Raw genomic sequence first — 26,071 nt, forward strand, 5'->3', positions numbered from 1 at the left:
GCTATGATTGTAGTCGTCTCACTCTGGAAACTCCATTAATACTTTTAAGTTTTTTAAAGGTTTCCTCTAACTGACCTTTATTTTTGACTTCCAGATTGATATTTCCTGTAAAAACGCCGTTGTTGGATTCAATAGACATACTTTTCATATCCATTCCCATACTTCCGCTGATGACCGTCGTAATATCGTTGATCATCCCCATTCTGTCCAGTCCTTCAATCTCAATTTTTACTCTGTTTTTGAAGCTTTCGGCATTCACCCATTTGGCAGGAATAACACGGTAATCATACTGTGCTCTGAGATTGATGGCATTCGGGCAGTTGTCACTGTGTACCTTGATTCCATCTGAAATGGTGATGAATCCGAAAATTTTGTCTCCCGGAATTACGGTACAGCATTTTGCATAGCTGTAGTTAAGTTTTTCCTCATCTTTTCCAAAGACAATCATATCAAGGTTTTCCTCTTTCGGTTCCTCAAAATGCTGGCTTTTATTAGGCGATTTTCTGAATCTTGAAAGTAAGTTGTTGAATACATTTTTACTTTCTATATATCTTCTCAGGCTGCTTACATCCAGTTCATTACTTTGGAATTTAAGGAAGAGTTCCTGAGATGATTTTAAATTGAAAAATTTCTGAAGTTTGTTGATTTCTTCATCATTGAAATTGATTTTCGCATGACGGAGCTTTCGCTGCAGAATTTCTTTTCCTTCTTCTACCAGTTGATTTTTCTGAGAATTCAGGTAACTTTTGATTTTGGACTTGGCTTTTGAAGTTACCACAAATTCCAGCCAGTCAGATTTTGGCTTCTGATTCTGAGAAGAAAGGATATCCACCTGATCTCCGTTTTGAAGGATGTAGGAAATGGGAACCAGTTTTCCATTGATTTTGGCTCCTAAGCATTTCATTCCCAGGTCCGAGTGGACAGAGAAAGCGAAATCCAGAGCTGTAGCATTGGTCGGAAGGATTTTAATCTCTCCTTTTGGTGTAAAGACAAATACCTCTTTTGAATATAGGTTGAGTTTAATATTATCCAGAAGTTCTGAAGTGGAAAGGTTTTGCTGTTGCTCCAGTACTTCACGGATTTCGGTTACCCATTTTTCAAAGTTTCTGTCATCAGAACTTTGTTTATAACCTTCTTTGTATTTGTAGTGGGCGGCCACCCCTTTTTCAGCGATTTCGTCCATCCTTTCTGAACGGATCTGTACTTCAATCCATTTTTTATCAGGGCCTAAAACGGTTAGGTGAAGACTTTCATATCCTGTAGAACGGGGTTGTGTAATCCAGTCACGCATTCTTGAAGGGTTACTGTGATAAACATCCGTAACGATAGAATAAATCTTCCAGGCCAGGAATTTTTCATTTTTGGCATCCGATTTATAAATAATCCTGATGGCATAGTTGTCAAAAACTTCTTCAAAGGAAACGCCCTGCTTCAGCATTTTTCTGTAAATAGAAGAGATGGCTTTTGCACGGCCTTTGATTTTAAAGTTTAGGCCTTCTTCATGAAGTCTTTCGGATACTTCTTTCTTGAATTCTTCAATATACCTTTCACGGCTTTCTTTGGCCAATTCCAATTTTTCCGTGATTTCGTTATATACTTCGGGATTATTGTATTTTAAAGAAAGATCTTCCAGCTCGGATTTGATGTTGTACAATCCAAGACGGTGGGCCATCGGAGCATAGATATACACCGTTTCTGAAGCGATTTTTTTCTGTTTATCCGGAGCCATGCTTTCCAGGGTCCGCATGTTGTGGAGGCGGTCTGCAATTTTGATCAGGATCACTCTGAAATCTTCGGATAAGGTTAATAACAGTTTTCTGTAGTTTTCAGACTGAACAGAGATATTCTGATGGTTCATGATGGATATCTTGGTGAGTCCATTCACGATATTGGCAATCTTTTCCCCGAATATTTTTTTCAGATCTTCATAGGTATAGTCAGAATCTTCAATTACATCATGCAACAGTGCACAGGCAATAGAAGTAGCTCCCAGACCAATTTCTGTCGCTACGATTTTAGCAACAGCAATAGGGTGGTAGATGTAAGGCTCTCCGGATTTTCTCCTTTGATCCTTGTGGGCATCCAGCGCAATATCGAATGCCTTTCGGATGAGTTTGTTGTTTTCCTCATCCAGTGTTCTGTATGTGTTAGAAATCAGGTCCTTATATCTTGCGAGGATCTCCTTATTCTCTTGTTCTAAATCGTAACTCATTTGTGCACATGCCTATAATTAGACGAAAATACGAAATTTTTTAGTTTTTTCAAACATAAAAGATCCGCAGAATACACTGCGGATCTCCGGTTATCAAGTTTTTATATGATTAGAATTTTACTTCAGAATTCATCCCGTCGCTTGATGTTTTGATCTTAATATCAGGACTGTTGTGAATTTCTGCTCTGTTTCTTGCGTCGATATACTTTTTAATCGTGTCATAATTCGTTTCGCTGACGTTCATATTTTCAAATAAGTATGATTTCAGGGCTGCATTCTGAATAAATACATTCCGTGCAAGATCAATCTGGTTATTATCTTTTACTGTAACACTTGCCAGGTATTGAGGATTGTTAGAATCACTATTAAGGTATATAATGTAATCTTCATTTTCAAATCCCGAATTTTCCAGATCACTCTCTAATTTCTTGTAGTCGCTGTGATGCTCAAATAGTCCAGCTAGTATATTTGACATAGTTAATTGGTTTAAAGTTATGACTAAAGTTAGTAATTATTTTCCGATTATCATTGTATTTAAAGCAATAAAATTTGTTAATTAACATTCTGTTTGTAATAGAGTAGGGCAATGTTTAAAAATAATTATTGAACGGGTGTTTAATTTTAGTGATTGGATAATACCTGTATTTTGAGAACTTTTCGTCTCTTTAGTTTTGTTTTCCATTTGAAAATAGAAAGTTACAAGCAAAAAACCTTGCAAGTTGCAAGGTTTTTTATCTATCTACCACACGATGCAATCATGCGGTAGCGAGGAATAGGAACAGCTATTCAAAAACAGATCCTGATGCTTCTTTTATGCGCATGAAAGAGGATCATATGGGGAACGGGCAGCTCAAAGCGGCTTACAATCTTCAGTTGAGTACCGAGAATCAGTTTATCATTAATTATACTCTGCATCCTAATCCTGGTGACACTAAAACCCTTCTTGCTCATATTAAAAACTTTGAACACCTTTATCATAAATCTCCCAACGAAATAGTAGCTGACGCAGGATATGGCTCAGAAGAGAACTATATTTTTCTCCAAAAGAGAAAAGTCAAAGCTTACATCAAGTATAATTATTTTGATAAAGATCAGAAAACCAAAACTATAACATCTTCGCCTTCTAACCCAAAACTTTCAAAACTCAGGCATAAGCCTCTTGTTTACTATTAATTTGTTTTTAAATTTCATTTATTTTCAGCAGTTAATAATTAAAAATAGCCCTATCACTAAATCTGATACATTACCCGCTTGCGTCGTCGTAAAATATGATTCAGGGAGCTTTCTTTAAATTTATTATATTATCCTTATACAATAAAATTTTCCCATTATCATCTATTGGATAAAAGTAATCACAATTTTTAGGTACAAAAGAACTTAAAAAATTATTTCCTTTTGCAATAATAATTCTTTTGTTTAATTCAATTTTAAATATTGGTTGATCTAAATTTCTAATAATATTTAAAATATTTTTATCTGTAATTTCAATATCTAATACAATATTATTATTTATAATAATATTGTATTTCGACTCAGAAATTATTAAAATATTTTTGGTCTCATTCATATGTTTTGAAATATAACTTTGACTTTTGCAATTATTTATGCTCATAATAGCCAGATTGATTAGAATTAATACCCTTGACATTACCATAACTCGGAATTTTTGTTTGTAAATCAGATAATTTCATTACTTCAGGCTTTAGTTGCCATCCATTTTTAGTATAAACATATGCGGTTCCATTTTGGCTTTTTCCATAAAAAACAGCACCATGTTGAGTTTCATTTTTCACATTTGTAAATCTTAATACTGTTGTGCCAAATTTAGCATCTTTTTGAGTTGTTGATGTATAATCATTTTTAAGATTTTGATCAAATGTTGCTGAATCTGGTATACCAACCCCTACTTTTATATCTTTTCCTTGACTCCCTGCACAAGCTGAGCCCCAGCAATTATAATTATCTTCTGGTGTCGGACCCGTTTTGCTTGTTCCTGCTAAAGCAACATCTAATGTTAAATCACTTTTCGAATTTTCAATTGACTTAGTGTAAACATTATCTAATTTTACTTTATCAACAGTTTTTAATGTCGACTTTCCATTTTTTTTCAATATAACCTTGATCACTTAATTGTTGTGTAGCTTCTTTTTCTGCAATCAAATTCCCCCCCCTGCTACGGCACGAATCCCTTCGTGTGGTTTAGTTTAAAACTATAGATCAAACTATCAGACTGAATTCCTAAAAATTTTTGTTTTTTATGATCTTATATTTTTAGCAGAAGCTCTTTTCTGAATTACTATATCGACATCACACACGATAGATATTGATTTGATAGTATAAGTTCTACACAATGATTTGTGCGACAGCAGGGGTATTGAAGATATCGACAAGTTTGATCCTGCAACAAAAGAATATCTGTTCTTTCTCATTGGTAATATTATACAAAATTTTAAAACTAAACAAGCAAAAAAAAACTCGCAAAATGCGAGGTTTTTTATCTGTCTGCCACACGATCCAATCGTGCGGTAGCGGGGCAATCGTGCGGTAGCGAGGGGAACTCCACAAACAAGCTGAACTTATAAAATCAGTTCCTGGAATAGGGGAACAGACATGCCTCTATTTCATCATTGCTACAAAGGGTTTTACAGCATTTAAAAACTGGAGAAAATTCGCTTGCTATTCTGGGGTAGCTCTTTTTCAATACTCCTCGGGTTCAAGTATAAAAGGAAGAACAAAAGTCAATCATCTTGCAGATAAAAAAATGAAATCTTTACTACAAATGTGTGCATTGACAGCTATTAAATATGACATTCAAATAAAAGAATACTATTACAAAAAGAAATAAGAAGGTAAAAATCCTATGCTTATTTTAAATAATATTAGATGCAAACTTATAAGCAGGGTATTCGCCGTAATAGAAAGACAAACTCCTTATATTAATACTTATAAATTTGCATCTTAAATTTTAACAATTTTTATTTGCTTAGTGTCATAGAATGCGCAGCGGGGGATTAATCAATTATTCTGATAAGCTCTCCTAAGTACAGTTTTTTATTACTCAAATTATAATTTGAAGGAACATTTAATAAATATTCTTTTTTATTTTTTAAGTTTCCTCTTCTCAAAACTATGCCTGTATTTTCTATTCCATTATAATTCTTAATAAAATCAGATACAGGAAGACTATCTTTATCAACAACATACAATGTGTCATTAGTATGGATATCTTTTACAATATAAAAATTTGATTGCTTTTTATCTTTTGCTGGATAATAGTACAATAGTTCAATATAAATATTTTTTTGGGGTTCAGTCAAATTTGAAAAAAATATTTTTTTTTCAGTTAAAGTATCTTTTTCTTTACAAGAAAAAGCAATTAAAAATAGTGTTAAAATTATGTTTTTCATTTTTCAAGTCTAGGTTCAATTTTTCTATTATTTAATTTACCAGTCTTATATAACCTATACATTCTATTTATTTGATGTACATTCAAACCAGTCGGTTTTCGTATAGCTCCTTGTATCATAAAATTACTTTTAAGTGTTGAAGATGTTTCAGATAAATCAAACAGAGTTTCCCTTGTTGCCATGGCTGGGTGTTGTAATCCACCCGTATGCCCTATTTCATGTGGTAATGTTTTGCTATTCCTTCCACTCATTAAATCATCTACATATTTCTCATTTACATAAATTTCTTTTCCATTCATAGCTCTTCCTACAACATCTGTCTTTTTGTCTTTATAAACATCGAATTCTTTAGAGGAAGAATCTTTTATTTCAATTAGTGTATCCGTACTTTTAAGATCTTCTTTATCATCTATAGTTCTAATGTTTATATTTGCAGAAACTGTAATGTTAGGATTATTATCTATTTTATTAAAAATGGCTTCGGTTTGTGACTGTACAGCACTAGCAAACTTTTTCATATCAATTTTCTTATTTGAAGAACTATTTAAAACAGCTCCAGTAAATGTTATTTGATAATGAGTTGTATTTGTTTTTTTATCATAACTTTGAGTAATACTCCAATCTCTACCATCAGTATCTATAAAAACTATAGGATTATTTGCTGCATACATCATTGGATTTAATTCAGGATGTTTTTCCGCCAATGGATCCACTACTCCCCATCTTCCAATATCTGCCATATACATTCTTGCACCATAATCATACATTCCTGTCTCCTGCAGTTCCTTTCCGTTGTACTTATAATTTTTATAACTACCTGCTCCAAAATAAGCATTTCCAGTTTTCAGGTGATTCATTCCAAAAGGATAATAGTCGTTAGCATCTGTTATTTCAAGAGATCCCGTTGTATTATTCATCCCATAGCTTACCCTTACATTTCCTAAATGATCTTTATACTGGTAAATATACATTTTTCTCTGGTAATCATAAAACCCTTCTGCTGTTGGAAAGAATTGTAATTCAGGATTATGAGGATTTTGAACAATCGGATCTATTGGAGTGGGATCAATATCAACAGGGGAACCAATTGTAAATGCCTGCATTTCTAATGCCCGTTTTGTGTCCATAGGAGCCATAGAGAACATGTCTTCGGATGCCCCACCACCTGAAGATGTTATATTCAGATATTGGAAACCGTCAAGATAATCTGTGATTTCTTTGGTCCAGGTTGCTCCGGCAACTCCTATCATTGTTTTTGTGCTTTCTTTTCTTAATTTGATTCCATCTGCCCTGTATTTTGTTTTTATCTGGGTTGTTATCGGATCAAAGCCGATATCCACAGTATTAGGAAGGTTCAGGTAATTGTAATTAATTCCTGTAATCTGTTTATCCATCATACTTTTCATATTTCCGTTCAGATCGTAATCAATGGGCATGCCTGCAGTTCCTTCATATCCTGTCTTGTTATTGCTGTTATCTTTGATCTTTACAGCCTGATTCCCTGCATAGGTATATTCCAGTTTGTCAATGACAGTAGCGGTAGTATTCCCATTTTCCATAACAGATGTTCTGTAAAGGTTAGTAATATTTCCATTTACATCATAATCCAATGATTCTGTATTTTCCTTGCTGTTTGGATTATTAGGATTCTGATAATATCCTGCTGTTAACCTATTTAAGCCATCATAAGCATAACCATATCTTTTGGGGGGTACAGGTGGATTCGCACCTATGGATTCAACAGCTCTCCAATCTACTTCTGTGATATTTCCGTTATATTTTGGCTTTACATCTTTTCCTGCAAACAAAACGGGATCAGGATTGGTGATACCATCCTTCTTATTGTACTTGATTTTATAAGAAAATAATTTCCCGCCCAAATTGGGAACAGCCATCTGATCTTTATTTATATCTGTCATCCAGCCCCTGATATTGTAAGCATAATCTATGCTTTGTAATGCGGGGCCTCCGTTTACAGAACCGACTTTTTTATTGGATAACTGGGATAGCTCGTTATAGGAATTGTCTGCCAACAGCTGTTCTGCCCAGTTGTCGACCTGATGATAATGTTTTAGTAACCTGTTCTGATTATCATAGACAAAACGTTCATTCACGGTAACCCCTGCTTCGCCTCCTTTTCTCACCTGAAAGGTAAGGGTCTTTTGAGGAACGCCCGCAAAATCCAGCTGGGTTTCACTTCTGGTATATCCTCCCAAATGGTTGATGGAATAACTTCCGATTGCTCTTCCCTTGGTGTCGTAATAGGTGTAGTTCCTGGTCCAGTTATCGTCTTCGATGTTTTTAACAAGACTCATCACAGGAAGTCCTTTGGTACTTCTTCCTTCGCCTGATGGAGTTTCTGTTAATACCGGTTCTCCCTGAATAGTTGAAGGGAAAGAGGGATTGAAACTGTATGGAGGATAGGCATCATAATAGTTAATACTCAGAACCTGTGCCAGATTTGCAGGAAGTGCCCTGTTTGTATAATAGATTGGCATTCCACTTACAGTAAAAGAACCTACACTTCGTATTTCGAATGTGTAAGTGGCGGCTGTAATATTGGCCTGAAGAGTTGACCTTGAAGCAGTATTATTAGTGATTCCTGTTAAAATTATTCTTCCAAATTGATCATATTTGGTAAGCATCCATTTACTCTGTGTTTTCATATTGGCATCCTGAGCCATAACCAGCCTGTCTGCTTTGTCATAGACCATATATTCCCAGCCCTTACCTGGAAGCTTCTTTTCTACAAGCCTGCCCCTTCCATCATAGCGGTACTGATAGCACAAGTCATTTAATAAAGTATCCGTTAAAGGCTGAAAAAGTGCTTTTTGAGGAAGTACAAAGGCAAGTTGATCATATTCATTATACACATAGTAAGTATCATTATAAAAGGTCCCATCATGTTTTCTTGCCATAATGATTTGTCCCTTCCCGTTTTTGTATTCTATATTGATATTACCATCTTCATCCGTAACTGTATTTTTGTATAACTGATTAGCTGGAAAAGTTCCCGGTAAACTTAAAACAGAAGAAGTAGCATTATTAACCCAGGTAGTATTGGTTGCATATTGAAAGACTTCTCCATTAACATTGGTATCATATTGAAAGGTTACAGGTTTGTTGGCCCAGTCATTTCCTACCTGAATCTGCTGTTGGATCCTATCCAGTGGTGAATTTTCCAATACCTTTTCTGCAAAGATCTTTTCTGATCCGTATACAGATGTAGCATTTCCCTGTGGATTCAGAATGATAGCTCCGTTTTGTGTTCCTGATTGTGGGATAGGAAGGTAATCTTTGGTCGGTCTTCCAAATTGATCATATTCTATAGGAGTGACAACGTCTTTCCCCAGTGGAGAGGCTTTTACATTCACTGTTTGTTTAGGTCTTCCGAGTCCGTCAAAATACTGGACGGTTTCAGAAGACTTTGTTGGTGTTGTTCCGCTATAATCCAGATAGGTCTTGGACTGGATATAGTTTTCAGTATTAGGAAGCAGTGTAAGCTGGGCACTTACTAAATTTGATAGAAGTAAAGTTCCTATCGGGATTAATATTTTTTTCATCGTTTGTTAGTTTTTGTAGTTGTACTTTATTTCCTTCAACACTTTTCCATTCACATCAATTACTTTCTGAAGCCTGTTTGCTGAATCGTAGATATAATTTTCCCTGATTCCTGAAGGTGGGGTAATGCTTCTTACTCCAATCAATGGATCATATGTATAAGTTGCAATTTGATAATTTGGTAAACTATTTCTAAAATCCCTGAAAGCATTCAGTAAATTGGTTTCATCATTATTAGGAGCAGCTTGTGCTTCTGTATCCGAAGCACTTACAATCGTGTTGATTAAAGACTGATTAATATCAGACAATTTTGCTCCTTCTATCTTTGCAATTGGGTGGGTTTGGTTATAACCCCAGATAATTACAGTTGAGATCCCATCTTTTGTGGTATACTGTTTTAAGTTTCCTTTGGAATCATACTGATCGTAGGTAACTTCTGTTGTTGGAGAGTCAGGATTTTGAAGATCATAGGATAAAACCGAAGTAGGTAGTAATGTTCCAGAGTTATCATATTTTGTTTCAATTTTTGAAACAAGTTTACCAGAAATATCATTGGCATTCTGCCTTTTTGTGATTGACGTTTCTAAGAGAATTCCAACCATATTGGCATTAATCAGCTTTTGGTTGCCTTTTTCATAAGCATAATTATACTCAGTCTCATTAATTACTCCATCAGGCATAATGTTTTTCTGTTTCTTTAATTGACGATGAGAAGGGCTACCATAAAAATATTCTGTCTTAGTTTCAACAGGTGTACCATTAAAGTAATCCGTTGTTTTCTGAGACTGTAAATAGGTAAAACGGCTGATATTTTTATAATATACAACATCCATATGTGGATAATCAGCATCCCAGATGCCATTATTGGCAATAGGCTCATAAATTTTACGTCGACTGATACCTCCCAGATAAGATGTTCTGGTAGGATCTTCAGCATACAGATTTTCAACAGTTTTTAAGGTAGTTCCCCCATTGTCTTTATAAACGGTTAATACCTCTTTTCCATTCTTCCAACCTGAGTTCGTCCAGGGAGCAGAGATAATAGAACCTCCTTTAATAGGATTACCCGGGTAATCCGTCTCGGAACTGAAATAATGGACGCTTTTTCCTTTTCCTTCTATTTGTTCTTCCACGGTATCATAAAAAATATTCGGATTAAAAGAAAATAACCTGCCTATGTTGGATGAAGTAATGGCCGTATAGGTGGACATAGTAGGTAACGAATTTGTAGAGCCTATACAAAGTGAGCCTACCAACCTATCTTCAACAAATACAGGATCTCTGGTAATATTAATAGAATACTCCCCATTATCCCTGATATACTTATATTTTCTGGTTATAGGAAGTCCGTCAACAGGAGTGTCAACCGTTGATGCAACTCTATATCCCCCTTTTAACACATCTTGTAATACAGACTTATCTTCCTCATCATAATAATATACTTGAATATATGCCTGACAACAAACGAATAATGCTTGCACGGTGACTTTAATGGTCTGATTTTTCTCAACATATACATAAGCTGTTTGACTATTATTCAATGAAGATTCTGCCGAAATACCAAGAGAGGTATATCCGATACCAGGAAAATATTCAAATAAAGGCATATAATTGCCTGCCTGATCTTTAACCCACATTCCACCTTTCTGTTTGTCAGTCTCCAAATCAGGACTATCTTTACAGTTCCCATAAGGATTAAGATAGTTGGATAATTGAATACGGACATATCCCGGCTTTACAGGGGTAATAGTTAATTCCTGTGTTGAATCATAAGTGTTAGAGTTATTGACAGTCGATGTACCTAAAAAAACTTCAGGTGCATACACCAAAACATTTTCCTTCCTAACATGACTTTCGTAATTAAACAGTGTGTTGCCACCAGTTGGGTAAGTAATGGTTTTTAATAACCCGTACTGTCCATAGGAAGGTTCAACTTTCTGATTAGCGCCACTATACTGAGGCGCTGTAATATCGTTACTCGAAAACAATTGAGGTACGAGACTGCTGTTGCTGGCCCCATTATAAAATCCCCACATATCTCTGGAAAAGCTCAATCTTGAAGGAAGTCCCTCAGGGTTATTGTAGGTAAATTTATGTAACGAATTCGTTTTATTATTTCGTATTTCAGTTAAGAAAAGTCTTGATGCTCCAGTGGTGGCATAATTAAAACTATAATCATCCACATCTATATTATTATGATATTTTTTGATACTGGTGAGTTTTGAGTAATCACCATTTTGTGCCGAATAGGAAAAAACGATAGAATTATTATTGGAATCATATATTTTTTTGAGTTGTTTGCCCAATACATACTGCTCTGAATCTGCAATAAGACCTAAATCAGGTGGTATTGTATATGTTATAAGAGGGCAGTAAGGCAGTCCCAAAGAACCACCATATAATACATCTCCATATTTCTGCTGTGGTTCTTTGGTATAAGTCATTGTTTGAGACTGTGAAAGAATAGTGGTATAATTCACATCCTGATACTCAAAGGTAAGTGTCTGGCCATTAGGAGTTATGATGGAAGTTAAATACCATGATTGTATATATTGTTGTGGTGGCTGATGTCCTCCAGTATTAAGTGTCCTGTTTTGTATATATTCTACAGCATTGAAATTATATCGCACACCATTATCCAAGATAATTGAAAATAAGTTTCCATTGTCATTTCTTTTAATTTGGTAATCTTTCTGATCAATCATAATAATATTACCTGCTTTATTGATCACAAATTTCACATTATAACCAGCAAAGTTGGCAGTATACAGATCAGGTTCAGAATCAAAATCATCATTTTCACAAAATGTCAGGTACGTATTCAGTTGTGTAGCAAAGTTTTCAGTTAGTGGTACATCCCCGCTATTAAAACTACTTTCTTCATCGGGTCTATCCCGTATGGTTCTGGTGATTACTCCACCTGAAATAAATGTCCAGCCTAATCCAACTGAGCCATTCATCTCATCCACATTAATACCGTTGGAAGCATAATTTAGAGAAATGGGAATACTGGTTCCATCAACTGAAAGTTCTGTAATTGGTATATTAATATTGGGAGCACCTGTAAACATTCCTATAGGAACATTTCCAAATTGGCTGAATTTAAATGATTCAGGGCTGGTTGGAGATATCTTAGGAATGTGCTTACCAGCATCATTCGTATTGGTAGTATAATCTTGTGGAGTATTACTTTGGCTATACATTAAAGCAGAAAGAATAATCCCTGACAATGTTAAAGTTTTTTTCATCGTGTTATTTCTTAATTAGTTTGGCGCTTGCCGTTTTATTGGTATCAGTTTTTATCGTGATCAGGTAAGCTCCTTGTACCAAAGCCTGGGTATTGATCTTAGTCACTTTGTTCTTTGTTTTAATACTCTGCAACTGTCTTCCGCTCATGTCATACAAAAGAATATCCGCATCTTTAAAATCAAAGCCAATTTCTACATAAGCATAATCAGAAACAGGATTCGGATAGATTTTGATATCGTATTTTTCAATTAACTGGTCAACCTGTTTGTCTCCCAGCTTTACAATCTTCCAGTTCTCTTTTCCGAGTTCTTCTGCACTGGTCCCTGCAAGAATAATTGATCCGTCTCTGTTTAGTTTAATGTCTGAAAGTCTCTCTTCCTTCTTTCTGGATTCTCCTTTTACATGTTTTCTCCACTGTTCATTGCCATTCTGATCCAAATACAGCATCCAGAAGGTTTCATCATCATTTTCTATTCTTCCTTCTGCCTGGGTATAGCCACCCAATAAGATTCCTTTGGAAGATTTGTCATCTGCAGAGTGAAGAACACTCATGCCCATCAGAATATCACGGTTTTTGAAATTGTAAGATTTCTGCCACTGTTCATCGCCTCTTTCATTTAAAGAAATTAACCATAGGTCTGTTCCTTCTTCTAATCCTACCGTTTTATTCCCTGACCTTTCTGATCTGGATTCTCCACCGATAATGAATCCGGTTGAGGTCAATGCAAGGGTTCTCAAATGATCATCACCTTTTCCTCCGAAGTTCTTTTCCCATTCAATTTTTCCGTTTTTATCCAGCTTTACGATCCAGTAATCGCCTTCGCCAAAGTTGTCGCTTTGTTTTTGTACCGTTGTCAGATGTCGGGTGTCGGATGTATTTTGAGGACTTTGTACATTATACATTTTACTTTGTACAGCTGAACTTCTTGAATACATTCCAAGTAAAGCTCCGCCGTCTTTTGTTGGAATCATTTTCTCTACCTCATCTAAACCTTTTCCTCCCAAAATAAGCTGTGAGAGCTCTTTTCCATCTTTGTCCAGTTTTGTGATGAAGACATCCTTGGAACCGTAGCCTTTTGCAGCGTTTTGTACGTTACCTGCAACAAAGAATCCTTGATCTGTAGTCTGGATAACCGCTCTGGCTTCTTCATCTGAAGAACTGCCTAAGGTCTTCTGCCATAATTCATCTCCAAACTCGTTGATTCTAATAAGCCAGATATCAGATCCTCCTTTGGAATCCTCTTTTTTATCCAGCCCTTTTCCTGAATAAGAAGTCCCTGCTAAAAGAAATCCGCCATCCTGTGTGGTAACAGTGGCTGACAGATAATCATGATTTTGTCCTGAGAAATATTTTTCCCAGATTTCTTCTCCCTGCTGGTTCAGCTTGACCAGATGAAAATCATAACCGTTGTTCTGCTTACTTCCAGCCTCCAGCTTCCCGCTTCCTGACTGTATAGAACTTCCTGTAATTAAATATTGCTGATCGATGGTTGTGGTAACCTGGCTCAGGAAATCCTGGGTAGAGGATTTGATGTCTTTCTGCCATACCACTTCCTGGGCAGATACTCCCGGAATCATGCACAAAGTAAGTGCACTGAGATAAAACTTTCTCATTCAATGTTGTTTTTTTGAGTTAGTAATTAGTTTTTTTTGAAACTTTGCAAATTTAACACTTTTTAAGAAGTGAAACTCACGTTAATGCGATTTAATATAAATCATACTATACATTATTTGATTATATTCATATTATAATGATTTTGTCTGGTTCTGATGCAAAATTATCTAAACACAGCGACAAAAGCTGTCGTGTTTTTTGAAAACTAAATAAAGTATGACAAAACAAAAGCCCCGGAAATAAACTTCCAGGGCCTCACTATTGGTTAAATAATGATTAATTTAAATTCTTTCATTTTTAATTTCCTCTACAATTTCAGGATTCAAAAGAGTAGTGATGTCACCGAAATTACTGAAGTCACCTTCTGCAATTTTTCTCAGGATTCTACGCATAATCTTTCCGGAGCGCGTTTTAGGAAGTCCTGAAACAAACTGTATCTTATCCAGTTTGGCAATTGGGCCAATCTGATCTGAAATAAGCTGGTTAATTTCTTTTTTCAGGTTTTCCTTATCACGGCTTTCCCCGGTTTCTTTAAGCATTACATATCCGTAAAGTGCATTTCCTTTGATATCGTGAGGATAACCGACAATAGCGGATTCTGCAACGGCAGGGTGCTGGTTGATGCTGTCTTCAATAGGTGCCGTTCCAAGGTTATGCCCTGAAACAATGATTACATCATCTACACGGCCTGTAATTCTGTAATAACCAACTTCATCCCTTAATGCGCCGTCTCCCGTAAAATATTTTCCCGGGAAGGCTGTGAAGTAGGTTTCTTTATATCGTTGATGGTCTCCCCAGATCGTTCTGGCAATTCCCGGCCATGGAAAACGGATGCAAAGATTTCCGGTTACCTGGTTGCCTGTAATTTCATTTCGTTTATCATCCATCAGAACAGGCTGTACACCCGGTAATGGGAGGGTGGCATAGGTAGGTTTTGTTGGTGTTACAAAAGGAAGTGGGGAAATCATAATTCCTCCTGTTTCTGTCTGCCACCAGGTGTCTACAATCGGGCATTTTTTTCTTCCTACATGATCATTGAACCAATGCCATGCTTCGTCATTGATAGGTTCACCCACAGAACCGATTACTTTAAGGGAACTGAGATCATGCTTATCTACCCATTCTGCACTTTCTTTTGCTAAAGATCGGATGGCAGTAGGAGCAGTATAAAACTGAGTGATCTTATGCTTTTCAATCACTTCCCAGAAACGGTCCGGTTCAGGATATGTAGGGACGCCTTCAAAAATTACTGTCGTTGCACCATTCAATAAAGGCCCGTAAAGGATATAAGAATGTCCGGTGATCCATCCGATATCTGCAGTACACCAATAAATATCATTTTCCTTGTAATTAAAGACATTTTTGAAAGTATAAGCGGTGTATACCATATAGCCGGCGCAGGTATGAAGCATTCCTTTTGGTTTTCCTGTAGATCCTGAAGTGTACAGAATAAAAAGCGGATCCTCAGAATCCATAATCACAGTGACGAAATCAGGAGAAGCTTTCTCATATAGATCAGCCATCCAGTGATCTCTTCCTTCTTTCATTTTTATTTCGTTGTGGGTTCTTTTTACCACAAGGACACTTTCAACAGTAGGGGTCTTTTCCAATGCGTCATCCACTATACTTTTCAGATCCAATACCTTGTTTCCTCTATAGCTTCCGTCTGAAGTAATGACCATTTTTGCTTCGCAGTCATTTACTCTGGAAGCGACAGCTGAAGCTGAGAACCCTGCGAAGATAACCGAATGTACAGCACCCAGTTTTGCGCACGCAAGCATCGTAATGGCAAGTTCAGGAATCATAGGAAGGTAAATGCAGACTCTGTCTCCCTTTTCAATGCCCATATCACGAAGCACATTGGCTGTTTTATTGACACGTGTATAGAGTTCATTATAGGAAATATGTTGTGCCTCTTCCTTCGGATCATTGGGCTCCCAGATGATAGCCGTTTTATCTCCTCTTATCGCCAGGTGCCTGTCGATACAGTTTTTGGTAATATTGAGTTTCGCGTTTTTGAACCAGGTAATTTTAGCTTCATTCATATCGTACTTAACAACCTTGCTCCATCGTTGGTACCACACGAAATTCTGATCTGCTACCTTATCCCAGAATTTTTTCGGGTTTTTGATAGATTTTTTATAATCTTCAAAATATTGTGGTAAATCTTCTATTAAGTAATTTCTCATATCCCTTTCGTTTTTTGAAATTTGAATTTATTATATTTTAAATTTATGTTTAATTTCCCGTTTAAGCCTTATATTCCTTGATTTTTTCCTGAATTTCATCAATGATTTTCTCATCATCAATGGTTGATGGAATCTGAAAATCTTTTTCGTCCAGTAAAGTCCTGATCAGTTTTCTTAAAATCTTTCCGGATCTTGTTTTGGGTAAACGTTTGACAACCATTACATTTTTTAGAAAAGCTACTGCTCCGATTTTGTTGCGGACCATCTGGATAATATCTTTTTCAATGTCTTCTTCAGGAATAGCGGAGCCATTCTTCAAAACAACTGTCGCAAAAGGAACCTGTCCCTTGAGGTCATCATCAATACCTACCACAGCGCATTCGGCAACATCAGGATGAGAAGAAACAATTTCCTCCATTTCAGAAGTGGAAAGCCTGTGTCCTGCCACGTTGATCACGTCATCCACTCTTCCTGTAATAAAGATATAGCCGTCCTCATCCTGTATGGCACCGTCTCCTGAGAAATAGTAGCCTTTGTACTGAGAAAGGTAGCTGCTTTCAAAACGGTCATAGTCTTTCCAGATTCCAAGCATAGCACCGGGTGGGAGAGGAAGTTTGATCACAAGGTAACCTTCATGGTGAGGATCCAGTTCAAAGCCATTTTCGTCAAAGATTTTAATATCATATCCTGGAACAGGTTTTCCGGCAGATGCCCTTTTGATCTGATAGCTTTCATCATGAGTCAGCAATCCAAGCATAGGCCATCCGGATTCTGTCTGCCACCAATGATCTATTGCCGGAACGCCAATATGTTCTGCAAACCAGTCCAAAGTGGCTACATCACACCTTTCACCAGCCAGAAACTGTTTTCTGAAGTGGGTTAAATCGTATTTTTTTACCAGTTCTCCGCTGGGATCTTCTTTTTTAATAGCTCTGATAGCAGTGGGTGCCGTAAACATCACCGAAACTTTATATTCTGAGATGACTCTCCAGAAAGTTCCGGCATCAGGAGTCATGATGGGTTTACCTTCGAAAATGATCGTTGTGTTTCTGTTGATTAATGGTCCGTACACCGAAAAACTGTGTCCTACAGCCCAGCCAAAGTCTGAAGCTGCCCAGTAGGTTTCTCCCGGCTCAACCCCATAGACATAAGTCATTGAGAACTGTAGTGCAGTGGCATATCCTCCGGTATCGCGAACAATGCCCTTGGGTTTACCGGTTGTTCCTGAGGTGTAAAGCAGATACAGCGGATGGGTTGATTCTAAAGAAATACAGTCTGCCGGAGCTGATTTCTCTACCAGTTCTTCATAATCTATCAGTCCGTCAAACATTTCATTCTGATTGTCGACCAGCTTCCTGTTGTATACAATAATGTTGTCCACTTTATCCTGTGCCAGTTCAATGGCTTTTTCTACCAGTGGCAGATAAGGTATTCTTTTGGCAATTTCCACACCGGCTGTAGCAGTGATTAAAACTTTAGGTTTACAGTCATCAATTCTTACCACAAGCTCATGGGGAGCAAAACCTCCAAAAACTACATTATGAATGACGCCAATTCTCGCACACGCAAGCATAGCGAAGAGAGTCTGCGGAATCATGGGCATATAAATAACGGCCGTATCTCCTTTTTTTAATCCTAAAGAAATTAGGCCTCCCGCCAGTTTTGCTATTTCCTCTTTGGCCTGACTGAAAGTATAGGTTTTCTTTTGATTGGTTACAGGTGAATCATAAACAATGGCAACCTGATCTCCGAAACCGTCCTCAATATGTTTGTCAATGCATAAATAACACATATTGAGTTTTCCGTCAGCAAACCATTGTGAATAATCATTTTCATCTTTGGAAAGAATCTTTCCGGGAAATTCAAACCATTGTATTTTTCCGGCCTGTTCTTTCCAGAAATCTTCTTTATTTTCTATGCTTTGTTTAAATAAGTTATCTATATTCATATCATTAGTTGTGTTTGTGTTTTTTATCCTTGTCAAGGTTTTAAACCTTGACAAGGATATGTAGTCATGTCATTGCGAGCGGAGGCGAAGCAGTCTCTTAAAACATTTCCTCAATCTGCTGGATCAGTTTCTTGATCGAATAGGGTTTTGTGACATAGGCATCAGCGCCCATTTCCAATCCTTTTTCAATATCTCTGGGATTGTTTTTGGCACTCAGAAAGATGACTTTGGTGTCTTTCAGCTTTTCATCCTGTCGGATAATATCCAGAGTGCTGTACCCATCAAGGTTAGGCATCATGATATCAAGAAGAATGACATCAGGAACCATTGTTTTCAGAAAGTCGAGGACTTCTGTTCCGTCACGGGCAATATAGACATCATATCCGTTTTTCTTAAAGCTGTATTCCAGCGACATTAAAATTTTGTGCTCGTCATCCGCAATGATTATCTTTCTCATAAAAGGGTTTTAATGGTGTTCAACTTCATTTATAATCTCTTTTTTAGTTTTTTTGGGTAAGCTTATGGTGAATGTTACGCCTAATCCACTGTTTTCAGCTTTTATACTTCCTCCGTGTGCCTGTACTATTTTTTTTGAAATAGCCAGCCCTAATCCACTTCCTGTAGGCTTTAAAATATTTTGATTTTTCGACTGATAAAACTTGTCAAAAATCATTTCCAGATCCTCTTCGGGAATGTGTTTCCCGGTATTGAAAATATTAATGATCAGCTGACCGTCTTTTTCAGATAATTTGGTTTGTATGGTGCCCTGTTCATCTGTAAATTTTAAAGCATTTCCCCAGATATTCTGGAACAGTTGAATCATTCTGGCTTCATCGTACTCAAATATAAACTGATTCAGAAGATTAACTTCACTTAAATGAATATTTTTCTGCTGTATCATGTGAAGAAGAGGATTGAGTGCTTTTTTATAGGTTTCAATAATATTATTTTCCTGAATGTGTAAAGAGATTTCACCATGCTCTAATTTGTCCAGATAAAGAATATCGTTGATGATTTCACTCAATCTGTCAGATTCTGTAATGATGTTGTTTAAAAATTCCTGTTTAATGTCAAAGGGAATATCATCGTCATCCGCTAAAATTTCTCCTGCAGAACGGATCGCTGTAATCGGAGTTCTCAGCTCGTGCGCAACAGAATCCAGGAAGTCATCTTTTTGGCGGTCTTTGATGATAAGGCTTTCGTTAGCGGTTCTCAAATCATCGGAAAGTTTCTGAAGTTCTTCAGACTGTTCCGTAAGTTTCTTGTTCAAACTGATATTTTCCTGAGATTCTTCAAGGATATTCAATACTTCTTTTAAGGATATTTTATCTTCTTTGGTAACGCCTTCAATCAATATTTTTGCTGAAGCAGTACCGATTCTTCCTGCTAAAAGGTTTTCTGAAAATTTGATGAATCTTGAATCAGCAGTCTCCGTATTGGAATCGATATTATATTTTAAATTAAAGATTCTTAAGGCCTGTTCCGTTTTGTTTTTACCTAAAAACCGTTCAAGAATATTCTGAATGTCTGAAATATAAGCTGTCCCGCGCCAGATAAAGGCATTTTCATGATTCTGAATATATTTATCAATATCCACGTAGAGTTCAGCAAAGTTTCTTTCGCGGTAATTTCCTTTTGAGCTTACGGAAATAATAGTAAACAAGCCTGTATTTACCAGCATTGACCAGAAAAATATCTGTGGAATTCTTCCTAAATAAGGAATCGTGAAAAAGCCGAAAGCATTATACATGTCTCTCAGCACTCCTTTGAATTCCTGGTTGTACGAAAAATAATACTGAGGAATAATCAGTCCGAAATAACATATTATTAATCCGGCTATAAGTCCTGTAACAGCGCCTTTATAACTGCCTCTTCTCCAGAATAAAGCTCCGAAGAATGCAGGAGCCAATTGTGCAATCACTACAAATGAGATCAATCCTACGGAGTCCAGTGAAGTTTTCAGAATGAAATATTTATAGAAAGCAAAAGCCATGATGATCAAGGCAAAAATGCTGAATTTTCTGATATTGGTGATACTTCTGGTATTTTGTTCCTCGTTTTCAGATTTTAGTTTTCCCAGCAATCCATAAGGGATGATGAGGTTGTTGGAAAGCATGATAGAGAGGGTAATAGCCGAAATAATAATCATAGAAATACACGAGCTCAATCCTCCAAGAAATACAAAGACAGTAATTAAGGTATTGTCAAAGTGCTGAGGAATCAGAATGGAGTAGAACTCAGGATTTACTTTTTGTCCGTCAAAAATCAGTCTGCCACCCCAGGCAATGGGAAAAATAAATACAGTGAAGATCAAAAGATAAAGAGGGAAGAACCAAATGGCTGTTCTGATGTGTTTCTCCTGTCGGTTTTCAACAATGGCCGTATGAAACTGTCTTGGCAGGATACAGATCGCCGTGGCAGAAATCATACAGAGAATCATCCAGTTTATAGCACCTTCAATCCCGTTGAAGGTATTTTTTTCTTTGAAATCTCCGAATTTACTGGCTTTCTCATAAATGTCTGAGAATCCATCAAAAACATAATAAATGACAAAAAATCCCAGAATAATAATGAAAAATAGCTTTAAAAAACTTTCCAGCGCGATTGCCGAGATAATTCCCAGCCTTTTTTCAGAAGCATCCACATATCGGGTTCCGTAATAAGAAGAAAATAAAGCAATTAAAATCACAACAAAAGTTGAATTATCTGTAAGGATATCTTTTGACATAGGTGTTTCCGTTACCAGATGGAAGGTTTCAGAAATCGCTTTGATCTGCAGTCCGATGTAAGGAACAATTGCCAGAAGACAGACCACCGTGATGATGGCACTCAGGCTTCTGCTGTTACCATATCTTAATGAAATAAAATCGGCAAGGCTGCTTATTTTGTTGACTCTTGAAATTCTTACAATCCTCGTATTAATATAGATCCATGCCGGAATAATCATGATAGGGCCAATGTAGATCGGAAGATAGTTTAATCCGCTTGTCGCAGCAACGCCAATGCTTCCATAGTAAGTCCAGGCAGTACAATAAACGGCAAGAGATAAAGCGTAAATATAGGGATTGTTGATCCAGATTTTACTTCTTTTCTTCTCTGCTAAATAAGCCACTAAGAACAGAAGTGCCAGATAAAACAAAACCACAAAAAATAAGGCGAAGCTACTCATCATATCTTTTTACAATTACAAAAGAAATGATAATGGAGATCATCCATACCGCGAACAGATAGATCAGGATCATGGGATAGCCGGAAATCTCTCTTTCACTGTTAAAAAGCAGTGAAATAGGAATACTGAAAGCTATCATGAGTCCTACACTCAGTATGATTAGTTTTTGTTCATGTCTCTTTTTCATAACTGTTTTAGTTCCTTACCGAAGCATATAGCTTCTTCGCGTCCGATGTAAATTCCGTAATTTTCAATGACCTTATATTCATTTTTCAGATAAAATTTCACGGCATTGTCATTTTTTTTACGGGTTTCCAGATAGATGTATTTATAGTCAAATTGTTTTGCTGCCGTTTCTAATGCTGAAAGGATTGTTCTGCCTAATCCTATGTTTTTTTCCAGGGAGAACATGCGTTTAATTTCACATATTTCTGGTGAAAGGGGGCGAAAGCCTCCACAAGCTATGGCTTTTTCATCACTTACAGCAATGAGAAACAAAGCTTTCTCCTGAGTAAAGTCGTCAAGGTCTGCACTTTTGCTTCCACTCTCACCAGAGATTGTAGTAAGAGAAGTATTTAATCTGTGGATGAGATCAATAACTCTTTTATCTTCAGAGGGACGGGGAATTGCTTTAATCGTGATGTCCATTTTTTATAATTGATAACAGATAATTGATGAATGTATCACCCACCAATTATCTGTTTTATTGTTTTTAAATTTTGTCGTCAGAATATTCTCCTGTTAACGCATAATACCCGAAAACTGCCATTCCGCCAGAGATAATCGGCATCAATACAAAAAGTATGATGATGCCAAAAACAAGATCTTCCTGTTTTCCGGATGCTATTTTAGGAATTCCCAATACTGTAATTCCGAAATACCCTACAATCACCGCAACGGCGATCCAGAGAATACCTAATATTTTTTTTAGTCCGTTCATTTTAGTAGTTTTAAAATTAATAAAAATTTGAGTGATTCAGTGCTTAATCGTGAAGATTGTTGTTCTTATTTTTAAGATAAAATAATCCGATGATGAGACATACTGTAGCCACTCCGATCGGATACCATAATCCTTCAAGGTACCATGTCGCGTGTCCCGCTTCTTTTCCGGTGGTTACCAGATATGTTGCTACTGCTGGTAAAAGACCTCCGAAAACTCCATTTCCGATATGATAAGGTAATGACATTGAGGTGTAGCGGATTCTCACAGGGAACATTTCTACTAGAAAAGCAGCAATAGGTCCGTATACCATGGTTACAAATATCACCTGGATGAACACAAGAAAGATCAGGTACCATTTGGTGTTGTCACTTAATTTCAAGCTTTGGGAAACTTTGGGTTCTTCAGCTTTTCCGTCTTTCATGACAACTCCTGCAGGGGACCAGTGAACAATACTGTCTTTTTTAATCAGAGTTCCATCTGTATAAAGTGTTTCTTTATGGAAAGTAACCAGGCTGTCTGTTGCAATATCATTGTGAATTTTTGCTGTTCTTTTTTCAGTAATTCCATTAGCGGCAACAGTTTTACTCTCAAGGCTCACACTTTTGAACATGCTGTCATAAATAGGCCTGTACGCTAAAATGGCAACCAGCATTCCGGTCATCATCACTGCTTTTCTTCCGATTTTATCAGACAGCCACCCGAAAAAGACAAAGAAAGGTGTTCCTAAAAATAAAGCAGTAGCCATCAGTGAATCTACCTGAGCAGATTCTACATTCATCACCTTTTGAAGGAAACTCATGGCGTAGAACTGCCCTGTGTACCAGATTACCCCTTGCCCCATAGCAGCCCCGAATAAAGCTAGCAGTACAAATTTGAAGTTGTATTTATTTCCAAAGCTTTCCTTTAATGGATTTTTAGAAGTTTTTCCCTCGCTTTTAGCTTTCGCAAAAAGCGGTGACTCTTTCATATTTTTTCTGATGATATAGGATACAGCAACCATCAGAATAGAGATCCAGAAAGGAACTCTCCATCCCCAGGTATCAAACTCTTCTGCAGACAATGTGGTCTTGGTAATTAAAATAACAATCAGTGAAATGAACAGCCCTGCAGTAGCAGTAGTCTGAATCCAGGAAGTCCAGTATCCCCGGCGGTGAGGTTGCGCGTATTCTGCAACATAAGTGGCAGCTCCTCCGTATTCACCTCCCAGAGCAAGTCCCTGAAGTAATCTTAAAATTAAAACTAAAACCGGTGCCAGGAATCCAATGGTTTCATAGCTTGGAATACATCCGATCAGAAAAGTGGAAAAACCCATGATCAGAAGTGTTACAAGGAAAGTGTATTTTCTTCCGATAAGGTCTCCAAGCCTTCCGAAAAATAAAGCCCCAAAAGGTCTTACAACAAATCCGGCAGCAAAAGTTGCCAGAGTAGATAAAAATGCCGCAGTAGGATTGTCTGCAGGGAAAAATTTGGTCGCTAAGACAACGGCAAGACTTCCGAAAATGTAAAAGTCATACCATTCTATTAATGTCCCGAGGGAAGAGGCGGTGATCACACTCCAGATGGTGCGGTTTTTCTGCCTGTCGGTCATATTTTCGTAGCTTTCGTGATGATTTTCGCTCATATTGATTAGTTTTTGATGTTAGTGGAATAGGATATTAATTTGAATTTTTAACCGTTACGGGTTTTTAGGTTGGTTTGATTTTTATAGGTAAATCTGGAACTGTACAATGAATTCCCCTTTTGAAGAAGGACTTTCCGTAGGGCTGGTATACACTGGCCTTGTTGAATATTGTGTTGTTATTTTCGCATGATGTCCATCTATAAACCAGTTGGCTCCCACATCAAACTGGGATGATGATTTATCAAAAGCCTCAAAGTTTTTGTGAGTATATGCCGCAAAGGGCTGTATTCTGATCTTTGGCTTTTCTGCCTGACTTGGTAAGAGTAAACCTGCCTGTGCGTAGATAATATTACCTGTTCCGATAGTCGGCTGCAGATTTCCAGGCCCTGCGATGGCTTTATTCCCGATGAAATTCGGATCAGATGCTGCGATATTCATGGTTCCCAGGTTTCTTACATAGTTAGGACCGAAATTATAGTTATAATATCCGGCATAGGCAGAAACAGCCATTTTGTTTTTTGCATCTCCCAAAGGAATATCTGCGAAGGCATCAACTGCAAAAAGCGTTATATCGTGTTTTTCAATATTTGAATTTACGGAAGTTCTCGTACCGTCAGCCTGGTGATAAAAACCGGCACCTACATTAAATACTTTCTTTGTCCCCAGATAAGATCCCACTTTGAAAGGCAGAGTATTGGATTCTTCATCCAGAAACTGGTATTCGACATATCCCGCCTTTGAAAAACTGGGATTTCCGTTGTTGTCTACGGCTACGGCTTTCGAAGGGTCTGTCACATTCACAGGAACGAGATCCGTAGCAAATGGTTTATTTAAGCTAAAGCGGTATTCGAGTTTTCCATATTTTCCTTTCGCAAACATTCCCAGCTGCCTTGCAAACTGATCGGAATTATCAATTAATGGCCACGAAAAAACGGGAGAATCCAATGTGAGGAAATTAAGTGTAGATGCCATGGTCATGCGCGAAAGTCCCATGTAGTAATGAAGTCCTGCCCCTAAAGATAAACTGAATTTTCCCGCTTCTCCAGGTAAAATAACTGCATATTCGTTCCAGGCGTCATGGAAAAACAGCTGGGTTTTTTTTCCGTTTCCGTATCCTCCTGTTCCGGAAGTGCCCGAAGCTCCGCCATTAATGAAAGTTTGGTTATTGATTCCAAAGTGCAGGAGAATCATGTATCTTTTAGAGATCTGTGCATAGGTGAGAGCACGTAATCGCCTGTTTCCTATACTCCAGGAGTTGTCTGTAGGTTCACCGCCCACCATACTTCCGGGATTCATGGAAGTATTTCTTAACCAAAGCTGGTCCCATAAAATAAATCTGACAAATTTATCACCATCCTGGTTAAGGTTGATTTTTAAGCCACTGCCGTAATCAGGAGAACCTTGTGAGTATACAGAACTGCTGATTAAAGCTACTCCAATAAATGTAAGTAATTTCTTCATAAATTATTAATTTTTGGCGTTATTTTTTGTGAATGCCAAATTGTAATTAATAATTTGTTTATGAAAGTTTAATATATATTAATGGTAATGATATAGCTATGGTATAAATGATATGTTAAATATATTATCTGTCAGTTTGTTATCTCTTAATCTGATGCTTCAGTTTTTTACTTATTTCTTAAATCTTTCCCACTTGATCAGCATATATTTATCCGCGAACTGAGTAATAATAATCCCGGAATTTTTAATATTTTCTTCCTGTGCTATATAATCGATCAGCTCATGCTGCTTTAATATTTTATAAACAGGATGGAATTCGGAATGAGGTGGCCTTGTAATATTGTATTTTTTAATCCATGAACTTATAGTAACATGAGAAACCCCGATGATTCTTTCGATTTCGCGGTAGCTTAAGCCTTCAAGGTAAAGCTGAAGAGCTTTGGTGACATAGTAGTCATCAATTTGTTTCCCCAGTTTTTTAACGGTAAAATAATAGTTGCAGTCTTTGCAGTGGAAACGTTGTTTCTCATTGATGATACCGCTTTTTACTACTTTGGTACTCTTGCATTTGGGACAGGTATTTTCCATAGCTATATTATTTTAGCAAATATATAATAAATTAGCAAATGTATAATTTTATTTAAAGATAATTTTACCTGTTTAAAATTTTAAAACAAAAAAAATATCTTTTTTATT

The 26,071-nt window shown here is 36.9% G+C and carries 19 protein-coding genes and 1 pseudogene; 2 read left to right on the forward strand and 18 right to left on the reverse strand.

Annotation, left to right across the window (positions count from 1 at the left end; all coding sequences use genetic code 11):
• Position 1: 1 nt before the first annotated feature.
• Both CRS_RS00210 and CRS_RS00215 read right to left on the reverse strand, forming a co-directional pair.
• A complete protein-coding gene (locus CRS_RS00210; protein WP_142722090.1) occupies positions 2–2,212 on the reverse strand; it encodes a bifunctional (p)ppGpp synthetase/guanosine-3',5'-bis(diphosphate) 3'-pyrophosphohydrolase in 2,211 nt (736 codons plus the stop codon).
• A 109-nt stretch (positions 2,213–2,321) separates the two neighbouring features.
• Positions 2,322–2,687 (reverse strand): hypothetical protein, encoded by a 366-nt coding sequence (locus CRS_RS00215; protein WP_142722091.1) that lies wholly within the window; start codon positions 2,685–2,687, stop codon positions 2,322–2,324.
• A gap of 299 nt (positions 2,688–2,986) precedes the next feature.
• Between CRS_RS00215 and CRS_RS00220 the strand changes: the two are divergent.
• Positions 2,987–3,316: pseudogene (locus CRS_RS00220) on the forward strand (transposase); the annotation flags it as partial.
• A gap of 169 nt (positions 3,317–3,485) precedes the next feature.
• Here CRS_RS00220 and CRS_RS00225 read toward each other — a convergent pair.
• Positions 3,486–3,779 carry a hypothetical protein gene (locus CRS_RS00225; RefSeq protein ID WP_142722093.1) on the reverse strand — a complete coding sequence of 98 codons (294 nt, stop codon included), beginning with the start codon at positions 3,777–3,779 and terminating at the stop codon, positions 3,486–3,488.
• 31 nt (positions 3,780–3,810) lie between these two features.
• Positions 3,811–4,323 carry a hypothetical protein gene (locus CRS_RS00230; protein ID WP_142722094.1) on the reverse strand — a complete coding sequence of 171 codons (513 nt, stop codon included), beginning with the start codon at positions 4,321–4,323 and terminating at the stop codon, positions 3,811–3,813.
• 467 nt (positions 4,324–4,790) lie between these two features.
• On the opposite strand from CRS_RS00230, the gene CRS_RS24780 reads away from it, so the two are divergent.
• Positions 4,791–5,057 carry a transposase gene (locus tag CRS_RS24780; protein WP_142722670.1) on the forward strand — a complete coding sequence of 89 codons (267 nt, stop codon included), beginning with the start codon at positions 4,791–4,793 and terminating at the stop codon, positions 5,055–5,057.
• 166 nt (positions 5,058–5,223) lie between these two features.
• Here CRS_RS24780 and CRS_RS00240 read toward each other — a convergent pair whose 3' ends face one another.
• From CRS_RS00240 to CRS_RS00305, 14 genes are all read right to left on the reverse strand, one after another.
• Positions 5,224–5,619 (reverse strand): hypothetical protein, encoded by a 396-nt coding sequence (locus CRS_RS00240; RefSeq protein ID WP_142722095.1) that lies wholly within the window; start codon positions 5,617–5,619, stop codon positions 5,224–5,226.
• A complete protein-coding gene (locus CRS_RS00245) occupies positions 5,616–9,182 on the reverse strand; it encodes a DUF6443 domain-containing protein (protein WP_142722096.1) in 3,567 nt (1,188 codons plus the stop codon). The genes CRS_RS00240 and CRS_RS00245 overlap by 4 nt, the downstream gene beginning before the upstream one ends.
• 6 nt (positions 9,183–9,188) lie before the next feature.
• Complete coding sequence (locus CRS_RS00250) at positions 9,189–12,428, reverse strand: hypothetical protein (protein WP_142722097.1); 3,240 nt, start codon at positions 12,426–12,428, stop codon at positions 9,189–9,191.
• A gap of 4 nt (positions 12,429–12,432) precedes the next feature.
• Positions 12,433–14,043, reverse strand: coding sequence for a T9SS type A sorting domain-containing protein (locus CRS_RS00255; RefSeq protein WP_142722098.1), 1,611 nt, complete (start codon positions 14,041–14,043; stop codon positions 12,433–12,435).
• A gap of 282 nt (positions 14,044–14,325) precedes the next feature.
• On the reverse strand, positions 14,326–16,233 hold the full coding sequence (gene acs / locus CRS_RS00260; RefSeq protein WP_131433066.1) for an acetate--CoA ligase: 1,908 nt from the start codon (positions 16,231–16,233) through the stop codon (positions 14,326–14,328).
• A 61-nt stretch (positions 16,234–16,294) separates the two neighbouring features.
• Entirely contained in the window at positions 16,295–18,181 is a 1,887-nt protein-coding gene (locus CRS_RS00265) for an AMP-binding protein (RefSeq protein ID WP_142722099.1), read from the reverse strand.
• 97 nt (positions 18,182–18,278) lie between these two features.
• Positions 18,279–18,638 (reverse strand): response regulator transcription factor, encoded by a 360-nt coding sequence (locus tag CRS_RS00270; RefSeq protein ID WP_142722100.1) that lies wholly within the window; start codon positions 18,636–18,638, stop codon positions 18,279–18,281.
• Between the two features lie 9 nt (positions 18,639–18,647).
• On the reverse strand, positions 18,648–21,350 hold the full coding sequence (locus CRS_RS00275) for an ATP-binding protein (protein ID WP_172616989.1): 2,703 nt from the start codon (positions 21,348–21,350) through the stop codon (positions 18,648–18,650).
• Entirely contained in the window at positions 21,343–21,537 is a 195-nt protein-coding gene (locus CRS_RS00280) for a hypothetical protein (protein ID WP_142722102.1), read from the reverse strand. Before CRS_RS00280 ends, CRS_RS00275 begins: the two co-directional genes overlap by 8 nt.
• Positions 21,534–21,998 carry a GNAT family N-acetyltransferase gene (locus CRS_RS00285; protein WP_142722103.1) on the reverse strand — a complete coding sequence of 155 codons (465 nt, stop codon included), beginning with the start codon at positions 21,996–21,998 and terminating at the stop codon, positions 21,534–21,536. Before CRS_RS00285 ends, CRS_RS00280 begins: the two co-directional genes overlap by 4 nt.
• Positions 21,999–22,062: 64 nt before the next feature.
• Positions 22,063–22,290 carry a DUF6814 family protein gene (locus tag CRS_RS00290; RefSeq protein WP_142722104.1) on the reverse strand — a complete coding sequence of 76 codons (228 nt, stop codon included), beginning with the start codon at positions 22,288–22,290 and terminating at the stop codon, positions 22,063–22,065.
• Between the two features lie 43 nt (positions 22,291–22,333).
• Positions 22,334–23,914 (reverse strand): MFS transporter, encoded by a 1,581-nt coding sequence (locus CRS_RS00295; protein WP_142722105.1) that lies wholly within the window; start codon positions 23,912–23,914, stop codon positions 22,334–22,336.
• Positions 23,915–23,995: 81 nt separating this feature from the next.
• Positions 23,996–25,375 (reverse strand): porin, encoded by a 1,380-nt coding sequence (locus CRS_RS00300; RefSeq protein ID WP_142722106.1) that lies wholly within the window; start codon positions 25,373–25,375, stop codon positions 23,996–23,998.
• A 171-nt stretch (positions 25,376–25,546) separates the two neighbouring features.
• Positions 25,547–25,963, reverse strand: a complete 417-nt coding sequence (locus CRS_RS00305) for a helix-turn-helix domain-containing protein (RefSeq protein ID WP_142722107.1) — start codon at positions 25,961–25,963, stop codon at positions 25,547–25,549.
• Between the last annotated feature and the right edge of the window lie 108 nt (positions 25,964–26,071).

The sequence above is a fragment of the Chryseobacterium sp. ON_d1 genome (genome assembly GCF_006829085.1).
GTDB lineage: Bacteria > Bacteroidota > Bacteroidia > Flavobacteriales > Weeksellaceae > Chryseobacterium.

Coding starts and splice junctions, on each gene's coding strand:
- CRS_RS00305 (WP_142722107.1), bottom strand. CDS start 25,963: ATGGAAAATACCTGTCCCAAATGCAAGAGTACCAAAGTAGTAAAAAGC.
- CRS_RS00240 (WP_142722095.1), bottom strand. CDS start 5,619: ATGAAAAACATAATTTTAACACTATTTTTAATTGCTTTTTCTTGTAAA.
- acs (WP_131433066.1), bottom strand. CDS start 16,233: ATGAGAAATTACTTAATAGAAGATTTACCACAATATTTTGAAGATTAT.
- CRS_RS00255 (WP_142722098.1), bottom strand. CDS start 14,043: ATGAGAAAGTTTTATCTCAGTGCACTTACTTTGTGCATGATTCCGGGA.
- CRS_RS00250 (WP_142722097.1), bottom strand. CDS start 12,428: ATGAAAAAAACTTTAACATTGTCAGGGATTATTCTTTCTGCTTTAATG.
- CRS_RS00285 (WP_142722103.1), bottom strand. CDS start 21,998: ATGGACATCACGATTAAAGCAATTCCCCGTCCCTCTGAAGATAAAAGA.
- CRS_RS00210 (WP_142722090.1), bottom strand. CDS start 2,212: ATGAGTTACGATTTAGAACAAGAGAATAAGGAGATCCTCGCAAGATAT.
- CRS_RS00245 (WP_142722096.1), bottom strand. CDS start 9,182: ATGAAAAAAATATTAATCCCGATAGGAACTTTACTTCTATCAAATTTA.
- CRS_RS00225 (WP_142722093.1), bottom strand. CDS start 3,779: ATGAATGAGACCAAAAATATTTTAATAATTTCTGAGTCGAAATACAAT.
- CRS_RS00215 (WP_142722091.1), bottom strand. CDS start 2,687: ATGTCAAATATACTAGCTGGACTATTTGAGCATCACAGCGACTACAAG.
- CRS_RS00275 (WP_172616989.1), bottom strand. CDS start 21,350: ATGAGTAGCTTCGCCTTATTTTTTGTGGTTTTGTTTTATCTGGCACTT.
- CRS_RS00265 (WP_142722099.1), bottom strand. CDS start 18,181: ATGAATATAGATAACTTATTTAAACAAAGCATAGAAAATAAAGAAGAT.
- CRS_RS00295 (WP_142722105.1), bottom strand. CDS start 23,914: ATGAGCGAAAATCATCACGAAAGCTACGAAAATATGACCGACAGGCAG.
- CRS_RS00270 (WP_142722100.1), bottom strand. CDS start 18,638: ATGAGAAAGATAATCATTGCGGATGACGAGCACAAAATTTTAATGTCG.
- CRS_RS00280 (WP_142722102.1), bottom strand. CDS start 21,537: ATGAAAAAGAGACATGAACAAAAACTAATCATACTGAGTGTAGGACTC.
- CRS_RS00300 (WP_142722106.1), bottom strand. CDS start 25,375: ATGAAGAAATTACTTACATTTATTGGAGTAGCTTTAATCAGCAGTTCT.
- CRS_RS00290 (WP_142722104.1), bottom strand. CDS start 22,290: ATGAACGGACTAAAAAAAATATTAGGTATTCTCTGGATCGCCGTTGCG.